At 72.4% G+C, this 14188-nt stretch carries 11 protein-coding genes and 1 pseudogene; 2 read left to right on the top strand and 10 right to left on the bottom strand.

Annotated features, from left to right (window positions below; translation table 11 throughout):
- Positions 1-61 precede the first annotated feature (61 nt).
- Entirely contained in the window at positions 62-1663 is a 1602-nt protein-coding gene (locus OG787_RS22440) for an FAD-dependent oxidoreductase (RefSeq protein ID WP_405536181.1), read from the bottom strand.
- 58 nt (positions 1664-1721) lie between these two features.
- Positions 1722-2753 (bottom strand): LacI family DNA-binding transcriptional regulator, encoded by a 1032-nt coding sequence (locus OG787_RS22435; protein ID WP_405540556.1) that lies wholly within the window; start codon positions 2751-2753, stop codon positions 1722-1724.
- Between the two features lie 740 nt (positions 2754-3493).
- On the opposite strand from OG787_RS22435, the gene OG787_RS22430 reads away from it, so the two are divergent.
- Positions 3494-4057, top strand: a complete 564-nt coding sequence (locus tag OG787_RS22430; RefSeq protein ID WP_369030259.1) for a hypothetical protein — start codon at positions 3494-3496, stop codon at positions 4055-4057.
- A gap of 130 nt (positions 4058-4187) precedes the next feature.
- On the opposite strand, the gene OG787_RS22425 is transcribed toward OG787_RS22430, so the two are convergent.
- The 8 genes and pseudogenes from OG787_RS22425 to OG787_RS22390 form a co-directional block, all read right to left on the bottom strand.
- Positions 4188-4805 (bottom strand): DinB family protein, encoded by a 618-nt coding sequence (locus tag OG787_RS22425; RefSeq protein WP_369030260.1) that lies wholly within the window; start codon positions 4803-4805, stop codon positions 4188-4190.
- Positions 4802-5011 (bottom strand): annotated as a pseudogene (locus OG787_RS22420) (hypothetical protein); the annotation flags it as partial. The pseudogene OG787_RS22420 and the gene OG787_RS22425, both read right to left, overlap by 4 nt.
- 148 nt (positions 5012-5159) lie before the next feature.
- A complete protein-coding gene (locus OG787_RS22415) occupies positions 5160-7454 on the bottom strand; it encodes a DUF3488 and transglutaminase-like domain-containing protein (protein WP_405536180.1) in 2295 nt (764 codons plus the stop codon).
- Positions 7451-7606 carry a hypothetical protein gene (locus tag OG787_RS22410; protein ID WP_369030262.1) on the bottom strand — a complete coding sequence of 52 codons (156 nt, stop codon included), beginning with the start codon at positions 7604-7606 and terminating at the stop codon, positions 7451-7453. The genes OG787_RS22415 and OG787_RS22410 overlap by 4 nt, the downstream gene beginning before the upstream one ends.
- Positions 7603-7758 (bottom strand): hypothetical protein, encoded by a 156-nt coding sequence (locus tag OG787_RS22405; protein WP_369030262.1) that lies wholly within the window; start codon positions 7756-7758, stop codon positions 7603-7605. Before OG787_RS22405 ends, OG787_RS22410 begins: the two co-directional genes overlap by 4 nt.
- Positions 7755-8912 carry a DUF58 domain-containing protein gene (locus tag OG787_RS22400; RefSeq protein WP_405536179.1) on the bottom strand — a complete coding sequence of 386 codons (1158 nt, stop codon included), beginning with the start codon at positions 8910-8912 and terminating at the stop codon, positions 7755-7757. The genes OG787_RS22405 and OG787_RS22400 overlap by 4 nt, the downstream gene beginning before the upstream one ends.
- Positions 8912-9892 carry an AAA family ATPase gene (locus OG787_RS22395; protein WP_369030265.1) on the bottom strand — a complete coding sequence of 327 codons (981 nt, stop codon included), beginning with the start codon at positions 9890-9892 and terminating at the stop codon, positions 8912-8914. Before OG787_RS22395 ends, OG787_RS22400 begins: the two co-directional genes overlap by 1 nt.
- A complete protein-coding gene (locus OG787_RS22390; protein WP_405536178.1) occupies positions 9889-12063 on the bottom strand; it encodes a fibronectin type III domain-containing protein in 2175 nt (724 codons plus the stop codon). Before OG787_RS22390 ends, OG787_RS22395 begins: the two co-directional genes overlap by 4 nt.
- Positions 12064-12539: 476 nt before the next feature.
- Between OG787_RS22390 and OG787_RS22385 the strand changes: the two genes are divergently transcribed.
- A complete protein-coding gene (locus OG787_RS22385; RefSeq protein ID WP_369030267.1) occupies positions 12540-14183 on the top strand; it encodes a helix-turn-helix domain-containing protein in 1644 nt (547 codons plus the stop codon).
- The last annotated feature ends 5 nt before the right edge of the window (positions 14184-14188 follow it).

The following is a 14188-nucleotide window of genomic DNA, read 5'->3' as shown; positions in this document are numbered from 1 at the left end:
GGCAGAGTTCATGTCGGGGCACCTCCTTGTACTGTCCGTACCGTCCGTGTGCGGGGGAGTTTCAGTAGCCGCGTACGTCCGGCCAGTGGCGCTGCACTCCGTCGCGGTCGAGGAGCCGGGCGAAGTCCTCGAACCGTTTCTCCTCGGCCTGCACCTGCTGCGGCTCGACGTCCTCGGCCACGCAGTGCGCGGCCAGCGCGCCGGCGACCTCGCCGACGTTCCACTCCACCGGGTGGAGCCGGTAGCAGCCGTTGGTGATGTGGGTGGTGCCGATGTTCTTGCCGGCGGGCAGCAGATTGCGCACCCGGCGCGGTACGAGCGCCCCGAGCGGGATCTCGAACGGCACGGACCCGATGTCGACGTAGTTGTCGCCACCGGTAGAGGGATGCAGATCGATGCGATACCCGCCCACGCCCACGGAGTCCCGGTACCGGGTGCCGCCGTACGGCCCGACGATGTCGATCGCGACATCGTGCTCGGTGACCGTGGTGACGGCCTTGATACGGCGGGACTCGCGCACGTACGCCGACTTGGCCAGCCCGTCCGCCGTGCCGGTCACGTCCGGGCGGATCCGCAGCCCCGGGAAGCCGGTGCCGCCGTCCGCGCGCGGGGCCTCGGTCTGGAGCCAGTACAGCAGCGACAGCGACAACTGCCGTGCCTCGCGCAGCGCTTCGGCCTGCTGCTCTCCCACGTACGGCTTCAACCAGTAGTCGTTCAGCGGCCAGTTGACGAGCGTGATGTCGGAGTCGAAGGCCCCGGGCGTGTGCAGCTTGCGCGCGAGGATGCGCCTGAAGCCCCACAGCTCCTTGTCACCGGCGTCGGCGCTCTGGTCGGCCGAGACGGCGAGCGGGTCGAGTTCGGGGTTCGGTACGAAGGTGCGCGGCATCGGCTCCAGCGTGCGCGGGTCGGGCGCCTCGAAGCCGAGCAGAGGGCCGGGCCAGAAGGCAGGCCGGTACGCACGCCAGAAGTCGAAGTCGTCCGGGCGGTCGATGGTGTGGTCCTGGCCCTCGTGATGGGAGAGCGCGAAGCAGACCGTGATGCCCTGCTGGTTGTCCGGCTGGGCCTCGTCGGGAGCGTGCAGTTCGTCGAACTCGGCCTGCGATTCGGCCCCGTTGGCGTGCTCGACGCCTGCGAGAGAGAGCAACTCGCCTGTCTCGGTGGCGTCCAGGACGTAACGCGCCGTGAGGGTACGGCGAGTCCCGTCACGCAGATCCCGCAGGGTCACCGCCCGCAGGAAGTCCCCGTCCGACTCGGCGGAGACCGGCCGGTGTTCGGTGAGTACGGTCAGCCGGCCCGCCGCACGGTGGGGCGCGAGCATGCCCTCCAGGACGGCGAGTGCGACCCTCGGCTCATGGCAGAGCTTGCTGACGCGGCCCGCTCCGGGGTTGAGGTCGGTGAGGGCCAGGGCCTCGGCCCGCAGCGGATACCAGTGCCTGTAATACCGCCGGATCTCCTCGCGCAGCCGCCGATACGAGGCGGTCGTGCCGAACCGCTCCACCCACGGATGCTCGTCGGGCGGCACGGCCTGGCTGGTGAGCTGGCCGCCGATCCAGTCCGTCTCCTCGGTGAGCACGACGCTGCGTCCGGCCCGGCAGGCGGCGAGCGCGGCGGCCACACCACCGAGGCCACCGCCCACGACGAGGATGTCCGCTTCGGGTATCACGCTGCTCCTTGCTGCTGCTTCACGGGCGGGTGGGGGGAGGGGGCTGTGCGGACCGTGCTCAGGGACGGGCGGGCGGGGGCGGTCCGGTGGTCGGCCCCGGCCGGAAGGGACAACCGACGAGTGGCTCCCGGGTCCCCTCCTCACCGGCCACGAGCGAGGCCAGCAGCCGTACCGCCGCCGCGCCCAACTCCGGCCGGGGGATGTCGAATCCGGTCGGCACGGGCTCGCTCGCCAGATCCGAGGGCGGGCTGCCGAGCAGGGCGAGGGACACGTCCGCCGGGCAGTCGAGGCCCGCCCCGCGCACGGCGGAGAGCAGGCTCCGCCAGGCCGCCCCGGTGTCGGTCTCCTCCGCGACGAAGGCCGTCACTCCTTCGTCGGCCCAGGCGCGCAGCCGTTCGGGCGTGAGGTCGCGCTCCGGATCGGCGGACCGGAAGACGGCGGCGGGCCCGGAGGGCAGACCGGCGACCTCCAGCCCCTCCAGGAAGCCGCGTTGACGATCCGCCGAGGCAGGCGCGTCGTCGTCCTCCCGGACGAGAACGATCCGCCGATGCCCCAACTCGGCGAGATGGCCCACGACTTCACGGGTGGCGTGGACATAGTCCGCACCCACCCACGCGACACCCTCCAACTCCTCGCGGCGGCCCAGGTGGACGACCGGAAAGCCGTCCTCGACCAGCCGCTTCAGCTCCGCCCGGGGAGTGTGCCGCCCCATGAACAGACAGCCGTCGGCGAGCCGGACCCGCCCCAGCGCGTCGGGACCCGAGGCCCCCGCACCGCCACTGCTCGACCCGGTGAACAGCACCAGGTCGTAGCCGAGCGCCGCCGCCTCGCACTCCACGCCGACCAGGAAGGGGTAGTACGAGTGCCGCACATCGGTGGGGAACGTGGCGGTGAAGCTGAAGACGCCGAGGAGGTTGTTGCGGGCGGCGGCCAGTCGCCGGGCGGCCGGGTCGGGCACGTAACCGAGGCTGCGGGCCGCCTCCAGGACCCGTCGGCGGGTCTCCTCGGAGATGAGAGGGCCCTTGCCGTCGGGCTTCGGGGAGAGCACCAGGGACACGGTCGCCTGGGACACACCCGCGAGCCGGGCCACCTCGGCCTGCCGTGGCCGTGCGGTACGTCCGGTGGGCGCGGGGGTCCGGCCGGGCCGCTTCCTGGGTGCCACGGGGGCTCCTCTCCTCCGAGGTGGCCTCTCTCCTCCGAGGCGCCAGTTAATGCGTATTACCTAATGCGCATTAATGGAGACTGTACCTCCCCGCCCGGCGGGTCAAGTACCGGGACGGAAGTGCGACGGGACAGAGCGGCACCACCGAGTCGGCGCTCGGCGGCAGGGCGATGGGTGTTGCCGGGAGGAGCCGGCGGGCGCTGTTGCTCAGTCCGGCTCCCGGACGCCGCAGCCAGGAAGCCGCTCGGAGGGGACTGGCCGGTTCGGCCCGCGGCTGGAACGCCGGTGCCGTACGGATGCAGGCCGCTCGGCGCCGCCTGGCCGCGAGGCGGGCCGGGGCGGGCCCGGCCGAAGGGGCCGTCGGCCCGGTGCACAGCCCGGGAGGGCATTCGCGTCCCAGGAGCGTCCCACCGCGCAACAGAGTGCGCAGGTCAGGAACGCCGACGGCGTCTCAGCATCCCAGTTCGCCGCAGCAGCTTGTCGCGTGGTGGCCCCGTAAGCAGCCTTTGAGGGCGGTCGTACCGCCTCGGTGCCCTCTACAGCGGCCGACGGGCAGCGAAGCGGTGCGCAACGGCCTGTGTGGACCCAATCCGGAACGGCCGCGCCCACCCGGCAACACCGTGGGTGGAGCGACCCGGTCTCACCCATGAAGGAGAAGGAAATCAACCATGAACACTCGTAGGGGCTTTGCTGCGGACTCGTCAGCTGCAACCACATCATCGGCCGGCCGCGTGTGGCGGAGGACGCTGGGACTCGCCGCGGGGGTGGCCCTGGCGACCGGAGCCCTGCTCGGCACGGCGGTCGCACCGGCCCAGGCGTACTCGCCTTTGCCGACGCACACCATCAACTACCGCGACACGGACAACTGCCCGTGCTCGATCAGTGATCCGTTCGACGGCACGTACTTCGAGAAGGACGCCGGAGGTTACGCGGCCAAGGTCAATCTGTACTACGGCGGCTCGTACATCGCCAAGGTGGAGTTCCACCCCTACGCCGAGAAGCTCTGGGTGTACGACACCAAGAACGACGGCGACGGCATCTACGCGGAAGCATGGTGGTTCGACGGGAGCGGCGCCTACCACTCGACCGGCCTGGTCCAGCCGACCGGCACGAGCAGCGTGATCGACTACAAGATCGTCGACCTGGGCATCGCTGAGGGGACCTACGTCTACATCGACGTGTACGACGCGTCCCGTGACTCCTGGCTCACGACCGCGGAAGTCATCGCCTGATCCACGGCCCGAGGGGGACCGCAGTCTGCGAAGGCGGTGGCCCAGGGCCTGTAGCTGACAGGTGAGGGCAGGCAGACTCCAGCAGCTGACGAAGCGGCTGCTGGAGTCTGCCCTCGAGGGTGAGATCACTTCAAGTGGGTTGCCCTGCCGCCTCGGGCTCACACCCGCGATCTCTTGGTGCGGCCGACCTGGCGGCCTGCTCGATCTTCGCGCGGTAGGCCGCACGGGCTTCTTCGTCGATCTGCTGCTCGTGTTCGGGGCGCACCCCGGTCCGGCCGTCGAGGCCCTCGCGCAGGATGTCGGCGTGGCCGGTATGCCGGTTGGACTCGGCGAGGACGTGGACCATGACGGCGAACAGGTTCGTGTTGGGACAAGGCTCCGGCCACCACGGCACGTGGCCGGGGGCGTCGAGGGGAAGCTCGTTGATCGTCGCGTCCGAGTGTTCCCACGTGCGCCGGTAGAACCCGATGATCTGATCGCGGGTCTCGTCCTCGGCCGCCCACAGATCGCCGCCGTCGTAGTCCTGCCACCGGGGCAACGGTTCCGGAGAAGGACGGTCGAAGACCTCGCCGAAGTACCTGGCCTCGACGGCGGCCACGTGTTTGACCAGGCCGAGGAGGTTGGTCCCGGTCGCTGTCAAAGGCCGGCGGGCGTCGTATTCGGACAAGCCGTCGAGTTTCCAGAGCAGCGCCTCGCGGTCCCGCCGCAGTCTCCTGTGCAGGTTGTCCTTCGCGAAATCGTCGATCATGCGGCATGAGCCTTCCATGGGCTGTTCGTGGTCTCAAGATCCCGTACGTGGTCCGCAACGACTGGCAGAGCCGAGGCCCACCTTTGGAGCCTGGGCGAGATCCACACGCCGGTGCCGGTGCAGCCGTAGTGGAACCAGATGTCGTCGGCGGGATCGGTGCCGGGGGCGGGGTGCCAGAAAAGGCCGCGTGCGGGGGCCAGGGAGCCGAGGCTCGGACCGGCCGTCCCATCCGCTCGGCCTGGCGATCACCGGGCCAACCGCGCCCGCCCTGGCCTGCGGATGCGATTGTTCGACCCCCACTGAGGGGGCACAGGAGGGTCTGACCTGTGCAGATGGCCGCTGACGGGCTGTCCGTCACGCCCTTCGCCCGTGCCCCGGGGCCGCGGAGCGCAGGAGGCGAAGCAGGCGGGTGCGGCGCGGGACGCGGTCCCGGACGGTCTCCTCGACCGCTTCGCAGTCCGCCCAGGCTGCGTCGGCGGTCGCGGCGTCAGGTCTGCGGCCCGCGTACTCGACCTCGTTGACCAGGGTGGCCAGCGCCGGCAGGCGCCGGCCCACGGCGCCGCCCATGCGCTCCGCGCCGAAGTCGGCGACCTCCTGCGCCGTGTGTGCTCCCGTGGCGGGCAGGCCGATCTCCGTGAGGCGTTCGATGATCTGCTGCCAGGCGCCGAGGACCCTGCGCCGCGTGTCCGGGTCGCCGCGCCGTCTGCTGCGCCTGCGGTACGGCAGCCACAGCGCGTACAGCACATAGGCCGTGGTGAGGAGGAGCAGCGCGAGCGGGACGGTGAGCCAGAGGGGCGGACCCGAGCCGGGCCCGCCTCCGGCGGCGGGGGCCGCCGTGTCCGGCGTGCGCGGTGACGTAGAGGGCGACGGCCGCGTCGGTTCGGTGGTGTCCCGGCCCGCGTTCCGAGGTTCCTCGGGCTCCTGCGCCGATACGCCGACGGAACCGCCCTGCGCGGCCTCGCCGGGCGTCGGATGGAACGGCACCCAGCCGACCCCGGTGAACTCCACCTCCGGCCAGGCCAGTACGTCCTGTCCCCGCACCTGCCAGGTGCCGGCGCCGGTCTGCGTGCCCGGGCGGAACCCCACGGCCACTCGGGTGGGCAGGCCCAGGGTGCGCGCCAGTACCGCGAAGGAGGCGGCGAACTGCTCGGACGTACCGCGTCCGCCGTCCGCCAGGAAGAACTCCAGGCTGCGGTAGGTGTGGCCGGGCAGCGCGCCGGGGTCGAGCCGGTAGGCCGTGCGCAGCCAGTCGGCGAGCCGCACGGCCTGCTCGTACGGTTGGGTGCTGCCCTGGGTCACCTGCTCGGCGATCTTCCGGAACGACCGCACCGAGCCGATCGGCTGCCCGGCCGCGTCGACGGCGGGGAGGGCCACCCGTGCCGGGTCGTCGGCGGCGGTCGCGTACCGCAACCGCTCGGCGTCGTACACGGGGAGGTGCGAGGTCGCGGTGTAGGTGAAACCGGGCGGGACCGTCTCTCCCGTGGAGAGCACGCCGCTGTCCGGGTCGACGGACAGGGAGGTGCCGCCGGGCGTGCTCACCGACGCGGGCCGGTCGGCGGCGGGGAGCCAGATGCCGGGCAACGACTGCACGGTGAAGCGCTGTTCGAGCGTTTTGGTGCGGCCCGGGTCGGCGTCCTTCTCTGCCGGGACCCGGCCACCGGTACGGGTCAGCCCGGCGCCGCTGGTCCAGGTCGTCCCGTCGTACCGGTCGAGGACCGCCAGCCGGTAGTTCCCGGGGGCCGTGCCCGAGGTCCGTACGGTGAAGACCTTCTCGTCGCCGTTGCGCATCCAGGCCGCGACCTGGTCCAGCGGGCTGGTGGCCTGCGGCCGTACGGTCGGCGGCGTGACCGTCTCCGCGAGGTCGTAAGGGGCACCGAGACCCGGAAGGTGCGGGCCCAGCAGCGCCGCGACGAGGGCGGGCACGGCCACGACCGGCAGCCGGACCGCCATGGCGCGCAGCGGCAGCCGGGACCGCGAACGCACCAGCACCAGCAGGGCAGTTGCCCCGGCCAGCGCACCCGCGGCCGGGTAGGCGGACCCCGGCCCGTCCGCGCCGAGCACCAGCGGGAAGCCGAGGGCGAGGACCGCCGGGAGGGCCGGGAGCAGCGGGGCGCGGGTGCGCAGGGCGAGTTCCGCGGAGACGGCGGCGGCCGTCCACACGACGGCGTGCGGCAGCACCAGCAGCTCGGGTTCGCCGGGCGCGGGCAGGATGGTGGAGAGCAGCGCGTGCGGCGCGTCGAGCAGCGCGGCCCACGCGGCCCGCAGTGCGGGCCCGCCGGGCAGCCCGTCGCTCACCTCGTGGAACAGCGTCGCACTGACGACGACGGCCCAGGCGACGCCGGTCAGCAGCACGGACGGCCAGAGCGGCGCGGTCGCTGTCGGCTCTGTCCGGCGGCGGAGCAGCCCCGACAGCACCGCCGACAGGACGACCGGCGCGAACACGGCCACCGCCACCACCGGAAGCAGCTCGGACACGGGAAAGACCCGCGCGAATCCGTACCCGGCGGCACCGGACATGACCACCACGGGCAACAACGACCACAGCCGCCGGGCCCGGTCGGCCTCGTCCGCGGTGGGGTTCGCCGCCGGGGCCGGGGCCGGTACGTCGCTTCGGCCCGGGGTGCCACGGACTGCGGTGATGGTGCTCATCGGACGGCCTCCCGGCGGCATCCGGCCATCGGGTCCTCCGGTGGCGCGACGTGCGTCTGCGGTACGTCGGTGCCGGGGCCGACGCCTTCGCCCGTGGCCGCGTCCTCGGCGCCGCTGTCCGGTGTGTCGCGGACTGCGGTGACGGTGCTCATCGGACGGCCTCCCGGCGGCATCCGGCCATCGGGTCCTCCGGTGGCGCGACGTGCGTCTGCGGTACGTCGGTGCCGGGGCCGACGCCTTCGCCCGTGGCCGCGTCCTCGGCGCCGCTGTCCGGTGTGTCGCGGACGGCGGTGACGGTGCTCATCGGACGGCCTCCCGGCGCCATCCGGTCACCAGGTCCTCCAGGGACGTGACGCGCATCTGCGGTACGTCGGTACCGGGGCCGGACGTCTCGTGCGTGGCCGCGTCCTCCGTGCCGACGCGCAGCACGGTCACGCGGTCGAAGCGGTGGCGTACCCGGTCGGCTGTGCCGAGGCCCCGGGTGTCACCGGTGCCGGTGACGACGATCAGGGTTCCGCCTCCGCGGTGGTGTTCCAGGCCGTCGAAGGCGGCGGTCACGGACGTCAGGTCCGCGCGGTGTACGACGGCCAGCGCGTCCAGGAGCGCCTCGCCGTCGTCGCCCGAGCCCTCGGTGTGCAGGAGCGGTCCGGCCGCGCCGACCAGGTGCACGGGGAAGTGGGAGCGGGCGGCCGCGTACGCGACGGAGGCCGCGCAGTCCACGGCCAGCTCGAAGTCGTCCTCCGAGGCGTGGGCGCGTTGCCGCGTGTCGAGCATGAGGGTGGTGTGCGGGAGGGAGACGTCGACCATCTGGCGGACCATCAGCGTGCCGGTGCGGGCCGTCGACCGCCAGTGGACCCTTCGCAGGTCGTCGCCGAGCACGTACTCGCGCAGCGCGTGGAAGGTGAGCGAGCCGTCGTCGGCGGTGTCGGAGGCCGGCCCCTCCACATGGTGCGCCCGCCCGGACGGCAGCACGGGCAGCGGGCAGATCCGGGGCCGTACGAGCAGCGTGTCCGCGTCGCCGTACGGGCGCATACGGCGGGCCAGCCCGAGGGGGTCGGTGCGTTCCAGTCGCAGCGGTCCCACCGGGACGCGGCCACGGCGGGCGGTGGGCAGCGCGTACCGCAACTCGTGGGACGTGCCCGGGCGCAGCGGCGGCACGTCGACGGCGATGTCCCGGTCACCGCACCGGTCGAGGGCGCGCAGGCCCCGCCGCGTGCGGTCGCCCGTGTTGGTGAGCGTGACGACGGCCTCGGCGTGGTAACCCCGGACCACCCGGCTCGGCGCGGTTCGCCGCTCGGCGTCCAGCGCGGGCGCGGGCAGCGCCCACAGGACGGCCACGGCGACGGCGAGCAGGCAGGTGACACCCAGCGCCGCGGCCTCGCCGTACCCGAACGCGTAACCGGTCGCCGTGAGTACGACGCCCGCGGCCAGCGTGCCCCACCCGGTGGCCGACAGCATCAGACGCGTGCCCCGCTGTCCAGCCGGACGGTGGCCAGCACCTCGTCGATCACGTCCGTGCCGGTACGGCCGCTCAGTTCGGCCTCCGGGGTGAGGATCAGCCGGTGCGCGAGGACGGGCCCGGCCAGCGCCTTGACGTCCTCGGGGAAGGCGTACGGCCGGGACTGCGAGGCCGCCCGCACCCGGACCGCGCGCAGCAGGGCCACGGAGCCGCGCGGCGAGGCGCCGAGGCGTACGTCGGGGAGGGCGCGGGTCGCCGCCACCACCCGCACCAGGTAGTCGTACAGCGCGTCGGCCACCTGCACTTCGTCGGCGGACGCGATGAGTTCGGCTATCTCGTGGGCGGTGGTGACGGGGGTCAGCGACTCGGGGGTGGGGGCTGTTGGGGTTCCGGTCAGGATCGCGACCTCGGAGGCGTGGTCGGGGTAGCCGACGGTGATCCGCATCAGGAAGCGGTCGAGCTGGGCCTCGGGCAGCGGGTAGGTGCCGCCCATGTCGACCGGGTTCTGGGTGGCGAGCACCATGAACGGGCGGGGCACCGGGTGGGCGGTGCCGTCGGCGGTGACCCGGCGCTCCTCCATCACTTCCAGCAGGGCGGACTGGGTCTTGGGGGAGGCGCGGTTGATCTCGTCGCCGAGCACGATGTTGGCGAAGACCGGGCCGGGGAGGAACTCGAAGGTGCCGGTGTTCTGCCGGTAGACGGTGACGCCGGTGATGTCGGACGGCAGCAGGTCCGGGGTGAACTGCACCCGCGCGAAGTCCGCCTCGATGGAGGCGGCGAGGCAACGGGCGAGGGTGGTCTTGCCGGTGCCGGGCACATCTTCGATGAGGAGATGCCCTTCGGCGAACAGGCAGATCAGGGCGAGTTCGACGGTGTCGCGCTTGCCCTTGACGACCCGCTCGACGTTGTCGGCGAGGGCGTGGAAGCACTTGGCCAGGCGGGCGGTGCTGTCGGTGCTGTGGGTGGGGGGAGAGGTCATTTACATTCCCAGACGTCGGGGTTGAACCGGGCGTGGACGTAGACGTCGAACGTGTATCCGCTCATGCCCAGGTAGGTGATGCGAGCCCAGATGTTGGTCGTCTCACCGAGCTGGGTGAGTTCCTCGCCCTGCGTGTAGCAGGTGACGGTGACCTCGGGGCTTGTCTTGCCGGGGATGCTGCCTGCCCGTTCGCCTTCCTGGGTGGTGGGCTTCGTACGGATCCCGACGGTGGCACTGTTGTTCTGGTTGTTCACGATGTTCATCTTCTGAGGACGTGGGATCAGGTCGAGCGTCCCGACCGCCGCGCCGCCCGCCCCGGCGGCGTTGCGCGCCGTCACCGACACCACATGGGCGTAGCCGTTCTCCAGATTCGCGTACGTGTGACTGGTTTCCTCGGTCTCCACCGTCCCGTCGGGCCCGCTGACGGCGTACGTCACCGTGCCACCGATGTCCTGCGGCGGCTGCCAGCTCACCGTGCCGCCGTGGCCGCCCTGGGCGGGAGTCACGGTGAACTCCCGTGGTGCCCCCGGCGCGATGCACGGCCGCGCGAGTGCCGAGGGCGCGGACTCCTTGCCCGGCCTGCCCCCGTCGTACTCCGCGACCACCGTGAAGCTGTACTGCTCCTCGCACGACCCGCCCTCGACCTCGAAGGCGAACGGGCCGTCGGGGCCGATCTCGGCCGGGGTCACGGTCTGGTCCGGTGTCGCGCCCTTGAGGACATAGCGCTGCGGAGTCGCGCCCAGCGCCTCGGCGAAGGTGATCCGGATGGCGCCCGACAGCGACTCCGACTGCGGTGCTCCCGGGGCCCCGGGCTCCTGGACGGGCGGCGCCGAGGGCGAGGGCCCCGTCTCCGTCGGTCCGGGCTGTCCCGGCACCGGTGCCGGGACCGACGTGCCGTTCGACGGGGTGACGGTCGCGCCCGGGGCCGTCACCGTCACGCCCGGAGCGGGCGCCCCGGGCGGCAGCTGTGCGGCGGGGACGCTCGTCGGGACGCTGTCCTCGACCGGCCTCTCCCCGGGCTTGCGGGCGGACGGCACGTCCGTCTCGTACTTGCCGATGTGCCTGACCTCGCCGTCGGCGTCGATCACCGCTGCGGCGGCACCGTCCTGGTCGTTCACCCACAACAGGCCGTCGCGGACGAAGAGTTCGAGTTCGCCCGGCCCGTCGGTGATCGGTACCGGTTCGCCGAGCGCGGAGAGGGACGTGTCGTACACCAGCAGCCTGCCGGTGGACTCGTCCGGTAAGTAGACCCGCTTGCCGAGCAGTTGGGGTGCCCCCAACTCCTGGCCCTGTACGGGTACACGGGCGCGCAGGGTGTGTCTGCTGCGGACGTCGACGACCACCAGATCCCCGCTGTCGGTGTCCAGCACCGGCACCACGGAACCGTCGGTGCCGGTCGGCACCTGGAGACCGGCCGCCGGGTCCGCCCCTGCTGGCGCGCCGCCGAGTTCGAAGGTGCCCTGCACGCCCCTGACCGTCAGCACCTTCATCGCTGCGGCGGTTTTGTCGGTCACCACGGGGCGGCCGTCGGCCACGGTCAGCGCCAGATCGTGGCCCGCGTCGGCGACCTCGACCGCCGTGCCCTTCCTGCCCTTGACGAACGGCACCACCGTGCCCTGGTCAGGCAACGGCACCCACAGCGTGCCCTGCCCGTCCACCACGGCGGCTCCCGGCTTCCCGCCCAGTTCGACGGGCGGGCTCTCGGGCGTCGTCAGCGCCGGGTCGATCCGCTGGACGGTGCCCTTCGCGGGGTCGAGGACGTACGCGTACGCGCCGCCTGCGGCCAGTTGCAGCCCGGCCGTGCCGTAGTCCGCCGACTGTTCGGCGGTCAGCTGGGCGGAGTCGATCCGTACGACCCGGCCGGTACGTTCGTCCAGCACGAGGGTCGTGTCGCCGTTCTGCGCGATCGAGAGCGGGTGGCCCGCCATCCCGGCCGGCAGCACGGCCTTGCCGTCCACCGCGCCGGTCAGCCCATGGGCGTGAGCGACCTCGCCCTTCCCGCTGCTGGCCAGCCAGGCACCGATGTCGGCGAGCCCGGGCCGGGTGTCGGCCGTACCGGCTCCGACGGCGAGCGAGGTGGCGACGAGCGCGCCGACCGCGCCGATCGCCAGGTAGCCGGTGACGCGGTTGCCGGTCGGCCGCAGCCCTGCCCGGGCCGCCGTGACCAGCATCGAACAACGTTGTCGGACCCCGGGCCTCGCGGATTCCCCCGACATCTCGTGCTCCCTGGTGAGACGCGCAACTCCTCCTGGGGCCAGGGTAGTTGACAGAGGTGTGACTGTCAGGGACGACTCAGGACACGGATGGCTCACGACTTGGATGGCTCAAAACACGTACGAGCATGCTTCCCCTTGTGGTCGGCTTGGTGCTGCTGTGCCCACAGGTGTGTGTGCGAAGTTGCCCGGGCGCGGTCCGGCCCCCGTCGCCGACCGATACCCCCGTGTCGGACGGGACCGGAGAGCCGGTGCCGTGCCCGGGCCGTGCCGACGCTGGCAGGACGCTCCGGCGCCTGGCAACGAATCGGCGTCCGGTGGGATGCTGGGACTCCGAGACACGTGGTGACCTTGCACTTCGGGGGTCTGCTGGGACGCCGGTGGGACGGGGCAGCGGCGCGGCATGACGGTTGGGGTCAAGGGGGCAGGACGTAATGGGATCGCAGCCCGTGGAGTTCGACGAGTTCGCGGCTTGTCTGCGGGCGCTCAAGGAACGGGCGGGCCTCAGTTACGAGGCGCTGGCAGGGAAGACCGGCATCAGTGGATCCAGCCTGCACCGGTACTGCTCCGGCTCGTACGTTCCCCAGGACTACGGGTCGGCGCACCGGTTCGCCACGGCCTGCGGGGCGTCACCGGAGGAACTGCGCCGATTACACCGGCTCTGGGCCCTGGCGGACGCCGCACGGGATCCGGGACGCGGGACGGACACGGAGCGGGGGCGGGGGCGGGACGGCCGGGGAGACGGTCGTCGTGCCGACCGGGCTGCCGACGGGGGTGTGGGGGACCGGGCTGTCGACCGGGCTGCCGATCAAGACGTCGCCCAGGACGGGCCCCACGGATCGGCCCCAGCCCTGGACCCGGCCCCGGACCCGGACGCCTCCATACCCACCCGCGCCCTGCCCGCCGTACCCACCCCCCGCCCGCCCTGGCACCGCAGGAGATCATCGGCTCTCGTCGTGATCGTGCTGTCCCTCGCGTTGGGGGCGACGGCATGGGGGCTCACGGCCGGGTCCGGCGGCGGATCCTCCGACGACGAGGACCGTCCGCTGTTCTCGGCGGCGTGCGCCGGGCCGGTGACCATGGGGCAGCGCGGTGCCTGCGTACGGGAGATGCAGCGGCTCCTCGCCCGGGCCGGGGCCGAGTTGGACGTCGACGGCGAGTTCGGCCCGGTGACCCTGCGCCGGGTGACCGCCTTCCAGGTGCTGTCCGGCGTCGGTGTCACCGGGGTGGTCGGCGACGAGACGAAGAAGGCGCTCTACGCGTCGAAGACCCGCATGGACACCTGGTCGCCCGACAAGGTGCGCCTGCGGATCCGCGAGGTGTTCGGCGAAGAACCCGACCGTGCGGTCGCCATCGCGGACTGCCAGTCGTTCCTCGATCCGCTGCACGTCCTGCCGAACACCGACACCACCCGGAACTGGGGCGTCTTCCAGATCTCCGATGCCACGCTGCGGCAACTCGGCGGCACACCTCGCGACGCGCTGGACCCGGAGTGGAACATCCAGGCCGCCCACCGCCTGTGGAGCCGCGCGCAGAACTTCGGGGACTGGCCGAACTGCGACCGGGCCGCCTCTCCGGCCCCCACCGCCTCTTCCGCCTCTTCCACAGCGACGGGTCCTGCCCTGGTGCAGGCGGTCGACAGCCGGCCGGCGACATCGCCACCGGACACCCCCGCGTCCTCGTCGTCCTCGACGTCCACGGCCGCCAACTGCCCGGCGCCGGGGCAGCGGTTCAAGACGGCCACCCACGACCGGGTGTACCTGGTCGGCCCCGGCAGCCGCCTCTACTACATCCCCGACGCGACCGTCTATTTCAACCTCTGGGACGACGACTATCGTGGGGTCGCCACCGTCAGCGGAGGTGTCTTCGCGGACTGCGGGTGGGACGAGGCCCGCGAGTTCGCCGACGCGTTCATGGCCAGGACGAGCGGCAGCCTGCGGACCTACATCTGGGACGCGTGGTACGGCTACCGCTGGATCGCGGACCGGACGGTCTTCGACACGTACGGGTTCTCGACGGAGAAGATCCAGACACGGTCCTCGCTGTCCCCCATCGCCCGTGACACCAGGTGGCAGTGAGCCGG

The organism is Streptomyces sp. NBC_00075 (genome assembly GCF_045041225.1).
In the GTDB taxonomy this organism is placed as follows: Bacteria; Actinomycetota; Actinomycetes; order Streptomycetales; family Streptomycetaceae; genus Streptomyces; species Streptomyces adonidis.
Note: the sequence above shows the minus strand (reverse complement) of the source record. Positions and strands in the feature narration are given on the sequence as shown.